This is a genomic window from Bacillus sp. SJS, assembly GCF_000732485.2.
In the GTDB taxonomy this organism is placed as follows: domain Bacteria; phylum Bacillota; class Bacilli; order Bacillales; family Bacillaceae; genus Metabacillus_B; species Metabacillus_B sediminis.
Map to the genome: position 1 here is coordinate 56,943 of NZ_JAQV02000015.1, position 18,061 is coordinate 75,003.

Consider the following 18,061-nt stretch of genomic DNA (forward strand, 5'->3'; position numbering starts at 1 on the left):
ATACTTATATGAAGTGCCGAAAACAGTCTCAAGCGATATATCGATGATTTTTAAAATATATCGGCGAAAATTTATTTAAATCGGCGATTTTTTCGATATATCGACGATTTCTTAATTATATCGACGAAAACGGAGGTAAATCGATTTTTCGGGAGATTTCGACAATTGTTTTGCATGAGAATATATGTCGATTGCGGGGAACGGCATGCAGGAAGAAAAACTAAAAAGAGGCCTGCACTCAGACCTCTTCCGCATCTTATAGGTTAAAGTAGGAAATTGCAATGGTAAGAACAAAGAAAACTACAGATAAAACCACAGTAATCCGGTGAAGAATCAAGTCAAGACCGCGGGCTTTTTGCTTTCCGAAAAGCTGCTCCGCTCCGCCTGAGATCGCTCCGGATAAACCAGTGCTTTTACTGGATTGCAATAATACTACTGTAATAAGTGCAAGGCATGTAATAATCAACAGAACAATTAACAAGGTATGCATGTACTACACCTCCTGAAACGCGTTTGCATTGGTTTAAATGTACCATATGGAGGGGGTTAAAACAATAGTGCTTGTCTGCTTACGGCATTTTTTTCTAAAACCTGAATGACAGGTCTATTGAGGAGGAATGTTTGTCCTTTACTGGCAGGTTTGTGTCGATTACGGCCAGGTTTGTGTCGATTACGGGCAATTGTTTGTCGATTACGGGCAAATCCGTGTCGATTACGGCCAATTCGACGAAATGAGACAACATCTTCCTGTCCCAATCCAGTAAAATAGCAATAATCAAGGAGGCGAATACAAATGATTCGATACCCGCATTTAAAAAATCGAGCCTGCATAGGGGTAAGCCCCCTCTTCCGGTGTTCCCGGGGAACTGCATGACTTAGTCAGACTTGCTTCAAACCGCATGGAAAAGAAAGGCTTCAGCGTTGTGGCAGGGGAAACTGTTTGGACTCAGGATAAGGCAAAATCAGCACCAGCCAGTGTAAGGGCAGCTGAATTCATGGAAATGATGCAAAGCGATGAGATCGGCTTGATTATCCCTCCGTGGGGCGGAGAGCTTCTTATTGAAGTACTGGAATATATAGATTTCAGTAAAATAGCGCCAAAATGGATTTTAGGTTATTCCGATTTAAGTGTCCTGTTGCTTGCTATTACCCTTAAAACAGGAATTGCCACTGCTCATGGAACGAATCTGATCGACTTGCGGGGGGAATATTGCGATGAAACGACAACAATGTGGGAGTCAGTTCTAGCAGCTCGTTCAGGTGAAGAAATCCTTCAGCATTCTTCCGTCAGTTACCAAAAAGAATGGAATCATTCAAACCCCTCATCTTGTGTCTTTCATTTGACTGAACGGACTGAGTGGAAAACAATTCCTAAATCTCGCGAGAAAATTGAAGGCAGACTGCTTGGCGGCTGCATTGATGTGGTCCGGCACTTAATAGGTACACCGTTTGGAGACTTCGCCAGTTTCCAAAAGTATATCAGGAATGAACCCATCCTCTGGTATTTTGAGAATTGTGAGCTTTCCACGACGGACTTGCGAAGATCACTGGTTCAAATGCGATTAGCTGGCTGGTTTCAAAACTGTTCCGGCATCGTCTTCGGCAGAAGCGCAGCGAATGAGGCGGTGGACGGCTATACAGCAGAGGATGTTTATCAGGAGATGTCTGCAGAACTGCAAATACCGGTCATCTATGATATTGATTGCGGACATATTCCTCCTCAAATTACGCTGGTAAATGGAGCACATGCTGAGGTGGAGGCAACTGATGGAAAAGGAACGATCAAACAGGTGTTCAAACCTTAAAAAAGCCCTCTATCAAAAGATAGAGGGCTTTCTCATTTCATTCACAAACCTTATTTCTTAAGGTTGTAGAAAGAGCTGATACCATCGTATACTGCAAGACCGCCAAGCTCGTCTTCGATGCGAAGAAGCTGGTTGTATTTTGCGATACGGTCTGTACGGCTCATAGAACCTGTTTTGATTTGGCCAGCGTTTGTTGCAACAGCGATGTCAGCGATTGTAGCATCTTCTGTTTCACCTGAACGGTGGGATACAACAGCTGTGTAGCCAGCACGTTTTGCCATTTCGATTGCTTCAAATGTTTCTGTAAGCGTACCGATTTGGTTAACTTTGATCAGGATGGAGTTTCCTACACCTTGCTCGATTCCTTGAGCAAGCTTTTTCGTGTTTGTTACGAATAGGTCGTCTCCAACCAATTGTACTCTTCCGCCGATACGGTCAGTAAGAAGCTTGTGTCCATCCCAGTCGTTCTCGTCAAGTCCATCTTCAATGGAAATGATTGGGAATTCGTTAACTAGCTGCTCGTAGAAATCAACCATTTCAGCTGAAGACAATCCGTTGCGGCCTTCGCCTGCAAGATCGTATTTGCCAGTTTCTTTGTTGTAGAACTCAGAAGAAGCAACGTCCATGCCAAGCATGATGTCTTTGCCAGCTTCGTAGCCAGCTTTCGTGATTGCTTCAACGATTACTTCAAGTGCTTCACGGTTAGAACCAAGGTTCGGAGCGAATCCGCCTTCGTCACCAACAGCTGTGTTAAGGCCTTTTGCTTTAAGAACAGATTTAAGAGCGTGGAATACTTCTGCTCCCATACGGATTGCTTCTTTGAACGTAGGTGCTCCGATAGGAAGGATCATGAACTCCTGGAAGTCTACGTTGTTATCAGCATGAGATCCGCCGTTGATGATGTTCATCATTGGAGTTGGAAGCTGTTTCGCATTGAATCCGCCAAGGTAACGGTAAAGCGGAAGACCAACGAAGTCAGCAGCTGCATGAGCAACAGCCATGGATACTCCAAGGATTGCATTAGCGCCCAATTTACCTTTGTTTTCTGTTCCATCAAGCTCGATCATGATTGTATCGATTCCAACTTGATCTGTTACGTCAAGACCAATGATTTCTTCAGCGATTACGTTGTTTACGTTCTCTACTGCTTGAAGAACGCCTTTTCCAAGGTAACGGTCTTTGTCACCGTCACGAAGTTCTACTGCTTCGTGTTCACCTGTAGAAGCACCGCTTGGTACTAGTGCGCGTCCGAAAGCGCCTGATTCTGTGTATACTTCTACTTCAACAGTTGGGTTTCCGCGGGAGTCAAGGACTTCACGTGCATATACATCAACAATAGCTGGCATTTAATTTCTCTCCTTTGAGTTGAAAAATTTTATTTTATTAAAGATTTACCTGTCATTTCGCTTGGCTGATCCACTTCAAGCAGGTCAAGCATCGTTGGAGCAAGATCTCCAAGAATACCGCCTTCACGCAGCTCCAGACCTTGTTTCGTTACGATAACTGGAACAGGGTTTGTTGTATGAGCTGTATGCGGCTCGCCGTTTTCTGCAATCAGGATGTCAGCATTTCCGTGGTCTGCTGTGATAATAGCGGTACCGCCTTTTTCAAGGATGGCATCGACTACTTTACCAAGGCATTCATCAACGGCTTCAATTGCTTTAATCGTAGGCTCCACTTTCCCTGAATGGCCGACCATATCAGGGTTGGCAAAGTTCAGAATGATCGCATCCTGCTTATCGCCGTGAATCTCTTCAAGTAAAGCATCTGCTACTTCGTACGCACTCATTTCAGGCTTCAGGTCATAGGTTGCAACCTTCGGCGAATCGATGAGAATTCGCTTCTCACCCTCGAACTCCTTTTCACGTCCGCCGCTCATAAAGAACGTCACGTGCGGATATTTCTCGGTTTCTGCGATGCGAAGCTGTCTCAGGTTGTTTTGGGCAAGAACTTCCCCAATTGTATTATCCAAGTTTACTGGCTTGAATGCTACGAATCCTTTAACTGTCTCACTGAAGCGAGTCAGGCTGACAAAGTGAAGATTCTTAGGCGCTTTTTCACCGCGGTCAAATTCTCTGAAGTCAGCATTCGTAAACGTATTGGAAATTTGAATCGCACGGTCAGGACGGAAGTTGTAGAAAATGACACTGTCGTTGTCCTGAATCGTTCCAACCGGTGAACCGTCTTCCTTCGTCATGACAGAAGGAATAACGAACTCATCGTGGATCCCGTTTTCGTACGAGTCTTTTACAAGCTCGAGCGGGTCACGGTAGTCAGGGCCATCGCCGTAAACCATTGCACGGTACGCTTTTTCCACACGGTCCCAGCGTTTATCGCGGTCCATGGAATAATAGCGTCCGGAAATAGTTGCAAGTTCGCCGCCGTACTCTTCAAGTTTTTCCTGAAGGGCTTTAATATACTTTTCAGCTGTTTGAGGGCCGACGTCTCGTCCGTCAAGGAAGCCGTGAACGTATACTTTTTCAACGCCTTCAGATTTTGCAAGCTTAAGAAGAGCAAACAAGTGTTCAATATGGCTGTGCACTCCGCCGTCTGATAGCAGACCGGCAAGGTGAAGAGCCGTGCCATTTTTCTTGGCATTGTCCATCGCATCAAGGAAGGTTTGGTTCTTTTCGAACTCGCCTTCGCGGATTGCCACGTTTACACGAGTTAAACTTTGGTACACAATTCTTCCCGCTCCGATATTCAAGTGTCCTACTTCAGAGTTCCCCATTTGGCCTTCCGGAAGACCTACTGCTTCACCGCTTGCCGTAAGAGTGGAATGCGGGTATTGCTCCCAGTAACGGTCGAAGTTCGGTTTCTTCGCTTGCGCAACAGCATTTCCTTCTGTTTCGCTGCGAAGGCCAAAACCGTCCAGGATAATTAAAGCTACAGGCTTCTTACTCATTCTTTCCACCCTCTAGCAATTGAAGGAAAGATTGTGCTTCAAGGCTTGCTCCGCCGACTAATGCGCCGTCAATATCGGATTGAGCCATGTATTCTTTAATGTTAGCAGGCTTCACGCTTCCGCCGTATTGAATGCGGACTGCATCTGCTGCATCTTGTGAAAATTGTTCTGCTACTACTTTACGGATATAGGCACAAACTTCGTTTGCATCCTCTGCAGATGAAGATTTGCCTGTTCCGATTGCCCAGATTGGCTCATAAGCGATAACCGTTTGTTTAATTTGCTCTTCAGAAAGACCTGCAAGAGCTGCTTTTACTTGGTTTCCAACTAATTCATTTGTTTTTCCGGATTCGCGCTCTTCAAGCGTTTCTCCGCAGCAAACGATTGGAGTCAAACCATGGCTGAATGCAGCAAGCGTCTTTTTGTTAACTGTTTCATCTGTCTCTGCAAACATTTCGCGGCGCTCAGAGTGTCCAAGGATGACATACTCTACACCAAGATCTTTAAGGGCAACAGGGCTTACTTCTCCAGTAAAAGCACCATTGTCTTCGAAGTGCATGTTTTGCGCACCGATTTTTAGTTCCGTTCCTTTTGCGATCTCCACTAGGCGATCTAGGAATAGCGCCGGTGAACATACCACTGCATCTACTTGTTCAGATGAAGGAACAAGGCTCTTTACTTCTTCAGCAAAGCTTTTCGCTTCTGCCATTGTTTTGTTCATTTTCCAGTTACCTGCAATGATCGGTTTTCTCATAGCTAAGCCGTCCTTTCATGTTAAAAGGTCTTAAGGCTGCGCACACAGCCTTTTTGCTTTTTTGCTTCTTAAAACTTGCGTGAGCCCCGCAGGATGCAGTTCAGTTCTGTGTTGCGGCAGCAGAACTTCCTCAACCCAAGGCGCTTCCGCTTTTCTTATTTATCGTTAAGTGCCACTACTCCAGGAAGTTCTTTGCCTTCCATGAATTCAAGGGAAGCACCGCCGCCTGTTGAGATGTGGTCCATTTTGTCTGCAAGACCGAACTTCTCAACTGCCGCTGCGGAGTCTCCTCCTCCAATGACCGAATATGTATCGTTTGCTTCTGCAAGAGCATCGGCCACTGCTTTTGTACCGTGGGAGAATGGTTCAAGTTCGAATACTCCAAGCGGTCCGTTCCAGATCACAAGCTTTGATTTCTTGATAACGTCTGCATAGATCTCACGGGATTTAGGTCCGCAATCAAGGCCTTCCCAATCTTCCGGAATGTTATCAATTGACACAACTTGAGTGTTGGCATCTTTAGAGAAATCATCTCCAACAACGATGTCAACTGGCATGTAGAAGTTTACGCCGTTTGCTTTTGCTTTTTCCATGAAGGATTTAGCCAGATCCACTTTGTCTTCTTCAAGAAGGGATTTTCCTACACCGTGTCCAAGAGCTTTAATGAAAGTGTAAGCCAAACCGCCGCCGATGATCAGGTTGTCCACTTTGTCAAGAAGGTGATCAATGACACCGATTTTGTCTTTTACTTTTGCTCCGCCGATGATCGCTGTGAAAGGGCGTTCCGGATTGGAAAGTGCTTTTCCAAGTACATCCAGTTCTTTTTCCATAAGGAAACCGGAAACAGCCGGCAAGTGCTCAGCGATTCCTGCAGTAGAAGCATGTGCACGGTGTGCAGCTCCGAATGCATCATTTACATAAACATCAGCAAGCTCTGCAAATGCTTTTGCCAATTCTGCATCGTTTTTCTCTTCTCCAGGGTAGAAACGCACGTTTTCAAGAAGAAGCACATCGCCGTTTTCAAGCTTTGCAATTTCTTCTTTCACACTGTCGCCATGAGCTTCATCTGTTTTCACTACGTTTTTGCCAAGAAGCTCTTGAAGACGCTCTGCAACCGCATTTAGACGAAGTTCTTCCACAACCTGGCCTTTAGGACGTCCAAGGTGGCTTGCAAGCAAAACTTTCGCTCCTTGCTCTACCATGTACTGGATGGTCGGAAGAGCCGCACGTATGCGCGTATCATCTGACACTTTGCCTTCATTCATCGGTACGTTGAAGTCAACACGGCAAAATACAACCTTACCTTGAATCTCGATGTCTTTTACAGATTTTTTGTTCATTTCAAAGGCCTCCTTCTTACGGATAAGGTGAAGCTTCCATCACAGCGATCTCCGCTGTTTCGGAATATAACCATAGAAAAAGGGAGGGGGAAATGCTGTAGATCCCCTTCCCCTTTTCCGATTTCATTATATCGTTTCTTCTTCGGTTCGTCCAAACGTAACCGAATCGGGTTTATTAAAGTCCTTTAGAAGCGATGTAGTCAACTAGGTCAACTACGCGGTTAGAGTATCCGCTCTCGTTGTCATACCAAGAGATAACTTTAACCATGCTGCCTTCCATAACCATTGTGGAAAGAGCGTCTACAGTTGAAGAGTTGATGTTTCCGTTGTAATCTCCGGATACTAGAGGCTCTTCGCTGTAGCCAAGGATTCCTTTAAGATCGCCTTCAGCTGCTTCTTTAAGAGCTGCGTTTACTTCGTCAGCTGTTACATCTTTATCAAGCTCAGCAACTAGGTCAACTAGAGAAACGTTAGGAGTTGGAACACGCATTGCTCCGCCGTTTAGTTTTCCTTTAAGTTCAGGAAGAACAAGGGAAACAGCTTTAGCAGCACCAGTTGTAGTCGGGATGATGTTTTCAGCAGCTGCACGAGCACGACGGTAGTCTTTGTGCGGAAGATCAAGGATCTGCTGATCATTTGTGTAAGAGTGAACAGTTGTCATCATACCGCGTTTGATACCGAACTTGTCGTTCAATACTTTTGCGAATGGTGCAAGGCAGTTCGTTGTGCAAGATGCATTTGAAATAACATCGTGAGAAGCAGCATCGTATTTATCATGGTTAACACCCATAACGATAGTGATATCCTCATCTGTTGCAGGTGCAGAGATGATTACTTTTTTAGCGCCAGCTTCGATATGTTTCGCAGCGTCAGCACGTTTTGTGAAGAAACCAGTTGATTCAACAACTACTTCTACTCCCATTTCTCCCCAAGAAAGTTTAGCAGGATCGCGCTCTGCAGTAACCTGGATTGTTTTTCCGTCCACGATCAGGTTGTTGCCGTCTACAGATACTTCTGCGTCAAGCTTGCCGTGTACAGAGTCATATTTTAGTAGGTGAGCAAGCATGTTAGCGTCTGTTAGATCGTTTACTGCTACTACCTCTACGTTTGAATTTTTCAAAGCTGCGCGGAAAACGTTACGTCCAATACGTCCGAAACCGTTAATACCAATTTTAGTTGCCATGAATGTTTCCTCCTTTTAAAGTGAGAAATTATTTTTTATATTTAGGGACTGTTAATCCCTTAATAACTCTTTTGCTGCGCCCTCATCCGTCACAAGGATGGAATCGAGCGATTGTTTCATATAGGCGTGGATTGCTTTTGCTTTCGATGAACCGCCGGCAACGGCAATAACATTTTTCAGGTTCGCCAGGTCATCAAGCTGAATCCCTACTGTGTGAACCTTATGAACAACTTTGCCTGTTTCATCAAAGTAATAGCCGAATGCTTCTGCCACCGCTTTGCCATGTTCAATTTTCTCCATGTCAAAAGCAGCAGTTCTCCGCCGTTCTGCCATTGTCATAGCATCTCCTATTCCATGTACAACCATACTAGAAGACTTGATCATTTTCAAAAGTTCTTTAATAGAAGGTTCTTCTATCAAAGACTGCCAGGCTTCAGCGCTTAACTGGTCTGGCACATGAAGCAGGCGGTAATTTCCCATTGCGCGCTCCGCCATCTTCGCACAAATCGTATTCGCCTGATTTTCAACGTTTTCGCCCAAGCCCCCTCTTGCAGGAACAAAAAGCAAATCACGGTTTGAATCAGGTGTCATCATTTCTGCCACAGCAGCAAGGGTGGTGCCTCCGGTAACCGCGACGGTATTGTCTCCGGAAAGGTGTTCTTTTATGCAGGTCACACAAGCACGGCCCATCTCTTTCTTTACCCAAGACGACTGATCACTGTCACCCGAGACAATAATGACCCGTTTTAGATTCAGCTTCTCTTTTAGTTTATTTTCCATAAGAGTCAAACCTAAAACATCTTTCATCATTTCTTCAAGGGCTCTCAAGAGATTCGTTCCGTCTTCAGTAAGCGTCATTCCGGAAGTTTCGATTGAGATCAGATTTCGGTCTTTTAAGAACTGAACCTCTGCGCGTAAAATTCGTTCACTGATGCCAAGGCTGATGGAAAGGCTTCTGCGTCCAATAGGCTGCATAAGTCGTATGTACTGCAAGATCTGATACCTTTTTTGCATCGTGCTGAGCAGATCAGGAACTAGCTTCTTTTGTACCTCTATCATTTCTCTCATCTACGCAATCCTTTCAAACGAGTCATCGGGACTTTTTGAGTCCCTATGAGACATATTATGTCCCGCTTGCTGCAAAAAAAATCTCCCTGCTACAAATTCATTTTAACAGGGAGAAGAATGTTATTCAATCCTTACGTGATCATGTATCCGCTTACTTAGAAAATCTTTTTTTATCTTGCCGTATGCAAGCTCTTTTCCGGCATATTCGACGACCGGAATCATTAATCCATATTTCTCTACTAATGCATCTTCGCAATGAATATCCACAATTGTAAAAGTAAAATCTATCTCATGGGACAATTCTTGTACAAGCTGAATGGCTTCCTCGCACAAATGACAGCCTTCTCTGGAATACACAGTCAGGTTAATCATTGCTTGCCTCCGTGTAGCGCCTCCTAATAGAAGAAGCAGGAATTTTCAGCTGGTCTCTGTACTTTGCAACCGTCCGTCTCGAAAGCTTTAAATCATGCCGCTCAAGCATGACAGCAGCAATCATCTGGTCTGACAGCGGCGAGGTTTTGTCTTCATTATTTACAAGCCGAAGCAGCACTTCTTTTGCACCGGCTGCAGACTGGTCTGATTCATTTGCAGATCCGATTTTGTTGGTAAGAAAGAATTTCATTTCAAGCGTTCCGTACGGTGTCTGAACATATTTACCCTTCAAGGCCCGGCTGGCAGTCGATTCGTGAATTCCGCACGCTTCCGCTAAATCATTTAACGTTAGCGGCTTGAGCAGCTCCGGTTTACCCGTTTGAAAGAAAGCTTGCTGAACAGACAAAATTTCTTTCATTACTTTTACCATTGTTTCTTTCCTTTGGTCAAGCGTTTTGAGAAGCCACACACCCTGCTGCTGTTTCGCAGAAAGATATTTTTTCAGTTCTCCTTGCCCGGATTGAGTTTTCAAAGACTCGTATTCAGAGCTGATGCTAATTTCAGGAACTGCTGCATCGTTGGATCCTGCTTCAAATCCGTTTCCTGTCCGCTCGATTATGAGATCCGGAACAACATAAGAAGCGTGAGTTCCTTCATATGTACTTCCAGGTTTAGGATGAAGGGTCTGGATATAGTCATAGGTGTTTTGTATTTCTTGTATTTTATAACCGGATATTCTAGAAAGCTCTTTCCAGGACCGTTCTGCAAAAAGCGTAAAATAACGGCTTATAATGTCCATTGCTGATTTAGGCTTGGATTGATGGCGGTTCATCTGGAGCAGAAGGCACTCCTGCAAACTTCTCGCCCCTACACCTGCCGGATCCAGACTCTGCAGAATCAGAAGGCATTCTTTTTCTTCTGCATCCGAAAAACCATGGCCGCGGATTCCAGCATCCTCCTCAAGGTAACCGTTTTCATTAAGCTGTTCTACAAACATCCTCGTTCCTTTTATGATCCGATCTGTCTCATCAATCATTCTCAGTTGCTCAAACAGATAATCTGCGAGACCGCCGGACCGGGAGCCAATCAAGTCAATTTCACTGTAATCCCAGCTAGCTCCTTGAAATTGCCTTCTATGATAAAATGTATTAGGATTCATTTGTTCTTTTATTTCAATTAAAGGGTTATCAAGAGCCAGTTCCTGTACATATTGCTCTAACTCCATTGAATTGTATTGAAGAAGGGTGATCGCTTGCCTCAGCTCTTGCGATAAATGAAGCTTCAGCGACTGCTCTTGCGATAATCCTGTTTTCATGTTCATAAACATTCCCCCTTACTGTATTTTACATGAAGCAAGGGGAGTTTAGGAGAAAATTTAGAAAGGAGAACCTTCCATGAGTGAACTTTTTTCAATCCCTTACTTTGAACAGAACTTCCGTCAGCATATCGAGCTGAATACGGGAAAAATGAACAAGGTCGATGCGATGAACAGCTACTATCGTTCTGTTGTATCGACACTTGTTCAGGATCAGCTAACGAAAAATGCTGAAGTGCTTAAACGGATTCAGCATCTTGATGAAGCTTATAACACGGTAAAGACTGAACAAAAGAAGTAGAAAACTTTCCCTCTTCACATTCCACAAAAAATTTGGTATGATCCTTTAATCAGCAGTAGATTCTGCTGCTGCACACACGTCCATTCCAGGCCAGTGCCCCGTGCACTGGAGTGTACATATGATCCGGTTTTCCTTGGAATAGACATGAAACTTAAAATAGTAACGTACAAACGCCCATCCTGAAAAGGAGAGGGCGTTTTTTATTCGTTTAGGCTGATTACAGGGCAAGACTCCGCGGCCGGGCGTCCTGGCGTAACTGAAATAGTGTTTTCCATAAAAATGATAAAAAGTCCCCCCAGCAATAGCCAGGAGGACTGTGATTACTATGTATGGCGCGCTCGAAGGGATTCGAACCCCCGACAGACGTGGTACCGGAAACCACCGCTCTATCCAACTGAGCTACGAGCGCCTTTAGTGTCAGCAAGGAATATTATATGACACTAAAGCTGATTAATCAAGCTTTTTCTCCTGCATTAACGTACGGTGTTATATCAGTCCTCAAGAATTGCACGAATAAGCATCGTTTGGGAATACACGCCATAACACATGAGCTGGCTCCTGGGAGTTATGAATCGAGCTTTCGTTTGCGCAGCGGTTTTTCAAGAGAATAATATTCTTCCTCTAAATCAAGCAGCTTTTCATTTAATAAAGACCTTGCATCCTCAACACCCTGATTGTAGAAATAGGGCCCCAATTCATTCCCAATGTACTCAAGAAATATCTCGGCTGCCAGATCTCCAATCTCTTCATCCCACTCTTTATACAAATAATCCTGCAGCTTTGATACCATATCCGCCTTTGCTTCTTTTTTTATTTTAATCATCCGTCCCAGCCCTCTCCTGTTCGAATTCGGCAATCCGTTTTGTTGAATCTTATCTTACCATTCTAAGATTCTTTTGGGGGATTTGAGCCCTTCCCAAAACATTTTCAGTATGCTTGCGTGCATAACGGTAAAAAGCTGACGCGGTTCACCCGCTTCTCATTTTTAATGAAGCAATCGCCTGTTTAAATAATGTTTTATCGGGTATCATGAATACAGTCAGCATAGACTGATAAAAGCAGCTGTCATCCGGTTGTTTTTGTTTGACCTTTATTGACCATAATTGTATGATGAGAGTACATAATGAAATTACATATTAAATAAGGGAGGCTATACTGTGAATTTAATTCCTACAGTAATTGAGCAAACGAATCGCGGAGAGCGTGCATACGATATTTATTCCCGCTTGCTGAAAGACCGAATCATCATGCTTGGGAGCGGAATTGACGACAACGTAGCGAATGCGGTTGTTGCTCAGCTCTTGTTCCTTGAAGCAGAAGATCCTGAGAAGGATATTTCCATTTACATCAATAGCCCAGGCGGATCCATTACAGGTGGTATGGCTATTTATGACACGATGCAATTCATCAAGCCGGATGTCAACACGATTTGTATCGGAATGGCTGCATCCATGGGAGCGTTCTTGCTTGCCGCAGGAACAAAAGGAAAGCGTTATGCTCTTCCAAACAGTGAGGTTATGATTCATCAGCCGCTTGGCGGAGCTCAAGGTCAGGCAACTGAAATTGAAATTGCTGCGAAGCGCATTCTGTTCCTTCGTGAAAAACTGAATCAGATTCTAGCTGAACGTACTGGCCAGCCGATTGAAGTCATTGGACGCGATACAGACCGCGACAACTTTATGACAGCAGACAGAGCGCTTGAGTATGGTTTGATTGATAAAGTAATGACACGCAACCTGCTTGCCGATAAAGATAAATAAGAAGAGAAAAAACCGGATTGCTACCCAGGCAATCCGGTTTTTTTTGAATGATTACACTTCCTGATGAACATATTCCGTCAAAGCTTCAAGAGCCTCTTGCTCATCATGCCCCTCTGCGATCAGCGTGATGGTGGAACCTGTACCGATGGCAAGGCTCATTAGCCCCATAATACTTTTAGCGTTGACTTTCTTGCCTTCTTTTTCAAGAAAAATGTCCGAGCCGTAACGGTTGGCTTCTTGGACGAATAAGGCTGCAGGACGTGCCTGCAGGCCATTCTTCAGGCGTACTTCCACTTGTTTCTCTACCATATGAATCCCCTCTCCCTTGCATCATAATTATGTTAAGTGCCCTTGCTATTGCGGCTTGAGCAAAAATGCACTAAATCCCCAAATTTATTTCATGGAAACCGGTTTCCCGGCTCTGAGCTGATCGGCTATTTGATCAAGCTTGCGCAAACGATGATTGATTCCGGACTTGCTGATGGTTCCGCTGGAAACCATTTCGCCCAATTCCTTTAATGTCACATCCTGATAATCTACGCGGAGCCTTGCGATTTCCCTCAGTTTTTCCGGAAGCATATCGAGTCCGATTTTGCTATCGATGTATTCAATATTCTCGACCTGTCTTAATGCCGCCCCGATTGTCTTGTTCAGGTTAGCGGTTTCACAATTCACAAGGCGGTTAACGGAGTTTCTCATGTCTCTGACAATCCGGATATCCTCGAATTTAAGCAGCGCAGTATGGGCCCCTATAATATTCAGGAACTCCGCAATTTTCTCTGCCTCTTTCATATAGGCGATGTAGCCTTTTTTCCGTTCAAGCGACTTGCTGTTTAATTGAAATGTATTCATCAGCTCGCTCAAAGAATCACTGTGTTCCTTGTAAAGCGAGAAAATTTCAAGGTGATAGGAGGAGGTCTCCGGATTGTTTACAGACCCACCTGCTAAGAAGGCGCCTCTCATATAGGAGCGCTTGCAGCATTTTTTTTGGATCAGCTCAGGTGAAATTTCTCTTACAAATGTGAAGGATTCTCCTAGTATTTTAAGATCCTCAAGAATTTCTCTTGCTTGCAGGGTTAATCGTACAATGTAAACATTGTTCTTTTTCAGACGCATTTTTTTTCTTACAAGCAGTTCAACGGTAGCGTCATATTGCCGTTTCACTAAAATATATATTCTGCGGGCGATTGCCGCATTTTCTGTCTGAATATCCAGAACCAATTTTCTGTTTGAGAAGGAGAGGGAGCCATTCATTCGAATGAGAGCGGAAAGCTCTGCTTTAAGGCAGCAGCCCTTTATTTCAACCTGCGTCAGTTCTTTTTTGGTTTCGGATGCAAAAGACATATTCTGCACCTCCATTTTCCATTGCGCACGCCTTTTTTAGATGGATTTCTGTAAAATTCCGTAAAGCAGCTTAGCCACTTTATTCGTATCGTGCCTGATTACGTCCCGGTCATCTGTAATGAGATGATCGTGGACGATCGAAAGCCCGAGATTCTCCAGTTCCTCCAGATCGGCATGCACAGGCTGGGCCAGTTCCGCAGCATAGCGCTGTTTAATCGTGTCAGGAATCGTGTCAGCATTGACAAGAATCGTATCAATAAATGCACAATTCATGTGATCATAAAGAGCTTTAATATGATCGCTCGCCTTGTAGCCAAGCGTTTCGCCAGGCTGGGTCATGACGTTGCAAATATAGACCTTCTTCGCCTTCGCCTTGCACACTTCCTGTCCAATTTTCGGTACAAGCAAGTTTGGCAGGATGCTTGTATATAAGCTTCCCGGGCCAAGTATGATTAAATCTGCTTCCTGAATGACATCAATGGTTTCAGGCAAAGGATCAATATTTTCAGGAGTCAGAAATACCCGCTTTATTTTCTTCGCAGACTCAGGGATTTTAGATTCTCCTGAAACAACGGAACGGTCTTCCATTTCAGCATGCAGCATGACACTGCTGTTCGCCGCAGGAAGAACCTTCCCTCTCACATTGAGCACCTTGCTCATTTCTTTTATTGCATGGGTGAAGTCACCCGTTATGTTCGTCATGGCGGCGAGAATTAAATTGCCAAGAGAATGGCCTGTCAAACTGTCTCCTTTATTGAAGCGATGCTGGAAAAGCTCCTCTACAAGAGGCTCTACATCTGAAAGGGCAGCGAGAACATTTCGAATATCCCCAGGAGGAGGAATTTTCAGTTCATCACGGAGGCGCCCAGAGCTTCCCCCGTCATCAGCTACTGTCACAATCGCCGTTATATCAACGGGGTAGGACTTAAGTCCCCGGAGCAGAACGGATAGCCCGGTTCCTCCGCCAATGATGACGATTTTAGGCAGCACGTCTATTTCTTGCTTCTTCTTTCAATATCGCGGTGGGACACATGGGCCTTGTAATCCTTTTTATAATAACCCGCGATGTGTTCTGCTAATGTTACTGAGCGATGCTGGCCTCCTGTACAGCCGATCGCAATGACAAGCTGGCTTTTCCCTTCCCTTTTGTAATACGGAAGCATAAACGTCAGCAAATCAAGCACTTTCTCCAGAAACTTGGTGGTTTCGTTCCACTTCAGCACGTAGGACGATACTTCTTCTTCCAATCCTGTTTTCAGTCTCATATGCTCGATATAGTGCGGATTCGGAAGAAAGCGGACATCGAATACGAGATCCGCATCAATCGGAATCCCGTATTTAAAACCAAACGACATGATATTTACCGTAAAGGTTTGCTCCTCTGCTGCTGAAAATTGCTTTAAAATCTTTTCCCGGAGCTGGCGCGGCTTTAATTCGGATGTATCATAAATGATTTGCGCCCGTCCTTTAAGCTCCTCCAAAAGTTCCCTCTCAATTTGAATCCCTTCGAGAGGAAGTCCGGTAGATGCCAGAGGATGAGAACGTCTTGTTTCCTTATAGCGTGTAACAAGAGTTGAATCCTTTGCATCCAGGAACAGGATTTGCGGAGTAATCCAAGCTGATTCTCCAATTTCATCAAGTGCCTGAAGCAGGCTGTCAAAAAACTCACGGCCTCTTAAGTCCATAACCAAAGCCACTTTATTCATCTTTGAACCTGATTCTTTCATCAGTTCAAGGAATTTTGGAAGAAGAGTCGGCGGGAGATTGTCTACACAAAAAAAGCCTAGATCCTCAAAGCTTTGAATGGCAACGGTCTTGCCTGCCCCGGACATTCCGGTAATAATGACCATCTGAATGTCTGAGTGGGTTTGGGTGCTTTCTTCCTGTCCAATGTTCTGGCTTGTCAGTTCCATCCGGAATTTCCTCCTCCCCTTCTTTTAAAATTAAAGGGTATTTTTTACTGGGGATCGAGTCTGTAGCTCAATAATTCAAAATCCTTTGTATACGTAAACGTGCCATAAATGACACCTGATCCCTTCATCATAAAATCCAGAATGTGATGGTCACCGGGAGCCATCGGCAAGTCGGCAATTTTGTCTGCATCATGCCAGACGATCAGCCCTTCTTCGGACTCATCTACATGTTCACCGGTATAGTCCTCTGCAAAAAAAGTGAACATCATCCACTCTGAAACAATTTCATTTCCTTCCTTGATTAAGAAAGTGAAGATCCCTTTAATCTCAGGATTTTTTAAATATATGCCTGTTTCTTCCCGATATTCGCGGATGACGGAATCTTTTAAGGACTCACCCTGCTCCATTTTCCCTCCAGGAGCTACCCACCATCCCCTTCTCGGTTTTTGAAGAAGAAGAATTTTACTGTCTTTCTTTAAGACACAATTCGCAACACGCTGCAACGTCTTTCACCTCGTTGTGTAAAAGCCAGATTTCATTCACTTAATTATACTATTTATACAGTTCACTCACAATGAACGAACCTTTTAAATTAAAGCACTGTTAAACTTAGCTGTTGATTTGCTCGCTTATCCTTGTGCGGGCGGTGAGGGATCCTCCCCGCTTTGCGCCTGCGGGGTCTCACCTGTCCCGCTGCTCTAAAGCTCAAGTCTCGCGCCTTCCACTCAATCAACAGGTGTTAAAAATCAACTATCAGCTTTAGCAGAGCCTAAATTAAAAGCTTGCGGAGCGGCTTGGAGCAGACCATATATTTTTACACAAAAAAAGGAGCGCAGGAAAGGGCACCTGCGCTCTAAACTTATTTATAAAAGGGGGTCAATTACTATTCATATCTTACCCCATGTTTATTTCACCTGTGTTACAGGAGAGTTAAAACCTAATTACGGTTTTACTTTACCGCTTTAAGCTTCTCCTGCAGTTCTTCTACATAGTGCTGAGCACTTTGCGCGGCAATGCTTCCATCGCCGGTTGCGGTAACAATTTGGCGGAGTGTTTTTTCACGGATATCCCCCGCAGCAAAGATGCCGGGCACTTTCGTTTCCATGCGTTCATTTGTTTCAATATAGCCATTTTCGTTTGTAATCCGAAGATTTTCAAACGGTTTAGATAGAGGCACCATTCCAATATAAATAAATGCTCCATCTGCCTTAAACGGCTGCTCTTCACCAGTTTGTGTATTTACCAAAGTTACACTGCCGACTTTTCCGCCGTCCTCATGGATTTCTTTAATGGTATGATTCCAGATAAATTCGATTTTATCATTGTCAAACGCACGCTGCTGAAGAATTTTTTGAGCTCTCAGTTCCTCGCGGCGGTGAACAATGGTTACTTTCGATGCAAAGCGGGTTAGATATACGCCTTCTTCAACTGCGGAATCCCCGCCGCCTACTACGACAAGCTCTTTGTTTTTGAAGAATGCGCCATCACAGACTGCACAATAAGAAACACCGCGTCCGCCTAATTCCTTCTCGCCCGGTACGTTCAGCTTTTTGTATTCAGCCCCGGTACCAATAATAACGGAACGTGCTTTATACTCTTTGCTTCCAGCGCGGACAATTTTGTATTCTTCGCCGTCCTCAATACCTTTAATGTCTCCGTAAGCGTACTCGGCACCAAACTTTTTCGCATGATCGAACATTTTTGTAGAAAGCTCAGGCCCAAGAATGTGATCAAACCCGGGATAGTTTTCTACATCTTCTGTATTCGCCATTTGTCCGCCCGGTATTCCGCGCTCAATCATAAGTGTAGAAAGGTTTGCACGGGATGTATAAACAGCTGCAGTCAGCCCCGCGGGACCAGCACCAGCAATAATGACATCGTAAATTTTTTCTTCTGTCATGACTTTTTCCACTCCTTACAAAAAATCCGATTCGGATGATTGGTTCGTATTATTATTCCTTAGTATCATCCTATTAAATATTAAAAAAACACGCTATTTTT

The 18,061-nt window shown here is 44.3% G+C and carries 18 protein-coding genes, 1 tRNA gene and 1 pseudogene; 3 read left to right on the forward strand and 17 right to left on the reverse strand.

The genetic code is table 11. The features are described from left to right. Nucleotides 1-256: 256 nt before the first annotated feature. Nucleotides 257-490 (reverse strand): preprotein translocase subunit SecG, encoded by a 234-nt coding sequence (gene secG, locus AS29_RS07375; protein WP_035404534.1) that lies wholly within the window; start codon nucleotides 488-490, stop codon nucleotides 257-259. Between the two features lie 303 nt (nucleotides 491-793). Here secG and AS29_RS07380 point away from each other — a divergent pair. Next, a pseudogene (locus tag AS29_RS07380) lies at nucleotides 794-1,805 on the forward strand (S66 family peptidase). Nucleotides 1,806-1,855: 50 nt separating this feature from the next. Here AS29_RS07380 and eno read toward each other — a convergent pair. The 8 genes from eno to rpoN form a co-directional block, all read right to left on the reverse strand. Continuing rightward, the gene (gene eno, locus AS29_RS07385) at nucleotides 1,856-3,151 is read right to left on the reverse strand and encodes a phosphopyruvate hydratase (RefSeq protein WP_035404537.1); all 1,296 of its coding nucleotides are present in this window, start codon (nucleotides 3,149-3,151) and stop codon (nucleotides 1,856-1,858) included. A 29-nt stretch (nucleotides 3,152-3,180) separates the two neighbouring features. Beyond that, the gene (gpmI, locus tag AS29_RS07390) at nucleotides 3,181-4,710 is read right to left on the reverse strand and encodes a 2,3-bisphosphoglycerate-independent phosphoglycerate mutase (RefSeq protein WP_035404541.1); all 1,530 of its coding nucleotides are present in this window, start codon (nucleotides 4,708-4,710) and stop codon (nucleotides 3,181-3,183) included. Continuing rightward, nucleotides 4,703-5,464, reverse strand: a complete 762-nt coding sequence (tpiA, locus tag AS29_RS07395; RefSeq protein ID WP_035404544.1) for a triose-phosphate isomerase — start codon at nucleotides 5,462-5,464, stop codon at nucleotides 4,703-4,705. The genes gpmI and tpiA overlap by 8 nt, the downstream gene beginning before the upstream one ends. A 155-nt stretch (nucleotides 5,465-5,619) precedes the next feature. After that, nucleotides 5,620-6,804, reverse strand: coding sequence for a phosphoglycerate kinase (locus AS29_RS07400; RefSeq protein WP_035404547.1), 1,185 nt, complete (start codon nucleotides 6,802-6,804; stop codon nucleotides 5,620-5,622). Nucleotides 6,805-6,979: 175 nt separating this feature from the next. Then, nucleotides 6,980-7,987, reverse strand: coding sequence for a type I glyceraldehyde-3-phosphate dehydrogenase (gap, locus tag AS29_RS07405; RefSeq protein ID WP_035404550.1), 1,008 nt, complete (start codon nucleotides 7,985-7,987; stop codon nucleotides 6,980-6,982). A gap of 51 nt (nucleotides 7,988-8,038) precedes the next feature. Next, on the reverse strand, nucleotides 8,039-9,055 hold the full coding sequence (locus AS29_RS07410) for a sugar-binding transcriptional regulator (RefSeq protein WP_035404552.1): 1,017 nt from the start codon (nucleotides 9,053-9,055) through the stop codon (nucleotides 8,039-8,041). A 120-nt stretch (nucleotides 9,056-9,175) separates the two neighbouring features. Further along, nucleotides 9,176-9,427 carry a glutaredoxin family protein gene (locus AS29_RS07415; RefSeq protein ID WP_231889913.1) on the reverse strand — a complete coding sequence of 84 codons (252 nt, stop codon included), beginning with the start codon at nucleotides 9,425-9,427 and terminating at the stop codon, nucleotides 9,176-9,178. Continuing rightward, nucleotides 9,420-10,748: an RNA polymerase factor sigma-54 gene (gene rpoN / locus AS29_RS07420; RefSeq protein ID WP_035404555.1), complete on the reverse strand. Its 1,329-nt coding sequence runs from the start codon at nucleotides 10,746-10,748 to the stop codon at nucleotides 9,420-9,422. Before rpoN ends, AS29_RS07415 begins: the two co-directional genes overlap by 8 nt. A gap of 73 nt (nucleotides 10,749-10,821) precedes the next feature. On the opposite strand from rpoN, the gene yvfG reads away from it, so the two are divergent. Next, entirely contained in the window at nucleotides 10,822-11,043 is a 222-nt protein-coding gene (gene yvfG, locus AS29_RS07425) for a protein YvfG (protein WP_035404557.1), read from the forward strand. Between the two features lie 330 nt (nucleotides 11,044-11,373). Here the strand turns inward: yvfG and AS29_RS07430 are convergent. Both AS29_RS07430 and AS29_RS07435 read right to left on the reverse strand, forming a co-directional pair. Further along, nucleotides 11,374-11,452 (reverse strand) — tRNA-Arg (locus AS29_RS07430). Nucleotides 11,453-11,608: 156 nt separating this feature from the next. Continuing rightward, the gene (locus tag AS29_RS07435) at nucleotides 11,609-11,866 is read right to left on the reverse strand and encodes a DUF2164 domain-containing protein (RefSeq protein ID WP_035404561.1); all 258 of its coding nucleotides are present in this window, start codon (nucleotides 11,864-11,866) and stop codon (nucleotides 11,609-11,611) included. Between the two features lie 334 nt (nucleotides 11,867-12,200). Here AS29_RS07435 and clpP point away from each other — a divergent pair, with 334 nt between their 5' ends. Then, complete coding sequence (clpP, locus tag AS29_RS07440) at nucleotides 12,201-12,803, forward strand: ATP-dependent Clp endopeptidase proteolytic subunit ClpP (RefSeq protein ID WP_035404563.1); 603 nt, start codon at nucleotides 12,201-12,203, stop codon at nucleotides 12,801-12,803. A gap of 51 nt (nucleotides 12,804-12,854) precedes the next feature. Here the strand turns inward: clpP and AS29_RS07445 are convergent, their stop codons facing one another. The 6 genes from AS29_RS07445 to trxB form a co-directional block, all read right to left on the reverse strand. Further along, entirely contained in the window at nucleotides 12,855-13,112 is a 258-nt protein-coding gene (locus tag AS29_RS07445) for an HPr family phosphocarrier protein (protein WP_035404565.1), read from the reverse strand. A gap of 84 nt (nucleotides 13,113-13,196) precedes the next feature. Then, the gene (whiA, locus tag AS29_RS07450; RefSeq protein WP_035404567.1) at nucleotides 13,197-14,147 is read right to left on the reverse strand and encodes a DNA-binding protein WhiA; all 951 of its coding nucleotides are present in this window, start codon (nucleotides 14,145-14,147) and stop codon (nucleotides 13,197-13,199) included. A 36-nt stretch (nucleotides 14,148-14,183) separates the two neighbouring features. Beyond that, the gene (locus tag AS29_RS07455) at nucleotides 14,184-15,143 is read right to left on the reverse strand and encodes a gluconeogenesis factor YvcK family protein (RefSeq protein WP_035404569.1); all 960 of its coding nucleotides are present in this window, start codon (nucleotides 15,141-15,143) and stop codon (nucleotides 14,184-14,186) included. Continuing rightward, nucleotides 15,140-16,060: an RNase adapter RapZ gene (gene rapZ, locus AS29_RS07460; RefSeq protein ID WP_051860504.1), complete on the reverse strand. Its 921-nt coding sequence runs from the start codon at nucleotides 16,058-16,060 to the stop codon at nucleotides 15,140-15,142. The genes AS29_RS07455 and rapZ overlap by 4 nt, the downstream gene beginning before the upstream one ends. A gap of 44 nt (nucleotides 16,061-16,104) precedes the next feature. Further along, on the reverse strand, nucleotides 16,105-16,563 hold the full coding sequence (locus tag AS29_RS07465; RefSeq protein ID WP_035404571.1) for an 8-oxo-dGTP diphosphatase: 459 nt from the start codon (nucleotides 16,561-16,563) through the stop codon (nucleotides 16,105-16,107). 446 nt (nucleotides 16,564-17,009) lie between these two features. Beyond that, nucleotides 17,010-17,960: a thioredoxin-disulfide reductase gene (trxB, locus tag AS29_RS07470; RefSeq protein WP_035404573.1), complete on the reverse strand. Its 951-nt coding sequence runs from the start codon at nucleotides 17,958-17,960 to the stop codon at nucleotides 17,010-17,012. Nucleotides 17,961-18,061: the final 101 nt, after the last annotated feature.

Excerpts from the sequence above, each read along its gene's own strand:
- secG (WP_035404534.1), bottom strand. The coding sequence starts at position 490 with ATGCATACCTTGTTAATTGTTCTGTTGATTATTACATGCCTTGCACTT.
- trxB (WP_035404573.1), bottom strand. The coding sequence starts at position 17,960 with ATGACAGAAGAAAAAATTTACGATGTCATTATTGCTGGTGCTGGTCCC.
- gpmI (WP_035404541.1), bottom strand. The coding sequence starts at position 4,710 with ATGAGTAAGAAGCCTGTAGCTTTAATTATCCTGGACGGTTTTGGCCTT.
- eno (WP_035404537.1), bottom strand. The coding sequence starts at position 3,151 with ATGCCAGCTATTGTTGATGTATATGCACGTGAAGTCCTTGACTCCCGC.
- AS29_RS07410 (WP_035404552.1), bottom strand. The coding sequence starts at position 9,055 with ATGAGAGAAATGATAGAGGTACAAAAGAAGCTAGTTCCTGATCTGCTC.
- AS29_RS07400 (WP_035404547.1), bottom strand. The coding sequence starts at position 6,804 with ATGAACAAAAAATCTGTAAAAGACATCGAGATTCAAGGTAAGGTTGTA.
- gap (WP_035404550.1), bottom strand. The coding sequence starts at position 7,987 with ATGGCAACTAAAATTGGTATTAACGGTTTCGGACGTATTGGACGTAAC.
- AS29_RS07415 (WP_231889913.1), bottom strand. The coding sequence starts at position 9,427 with ATGATTAACCTGACTGTGTATTCCAGAGAAGGCTGTCATTTGTGCGAG.
- tpiA (WP_035404544.1), bottom strand. The coding sequence starts at position 5,464 with ATGAGAAAACCGATCATTGCAGGTAACTGGAAAATGAACAAAACAATG.
- rapZ (WP_051860504.1), bottom strand. The coding sequence starts at position 16,060 with ATGGAACTGACAAGCCAGAACATTGGACAGGAAGAAAGCACCCAAACC.
- whiA (WP_035404567.1), bottom strand. The coding sequence starts at position 14,147 with ATGTCTTTTGCATCCGAAACCAAAAAAGAACTGACGCAGGTTGAAATA.
- AS29_RS07445 (WP_035404565.1), bottom strand. The coding sequence starts at position 13,112 with ATGGTAGAGAAACAAGTGGAAGTACGCCTGAAGAATGGCCTGCAGGCA.
- rpoN (WP_035404555.1), bottom strand. The coding sequence starts at position 10,748 with ATGAACATGAAAACAGGATTATCGCAAGAGCAGTCGCTGAAGCTTCAT.
- yvfG (WP_035404557.1), top strand. The coding sequence starts at position 10,822 with ATGAGTGAACTTTTTTCAATCCCTTACTTTGAACAGAACTTCCGTCAG.
- AS29_RS07435 (WP_035404561.1), bottom strand. The coding sequence starts at position 11,866 with ATGATTAAAATAAAAAAAGAAGCAAAGGCGGATATGGTATCAAAGCTG.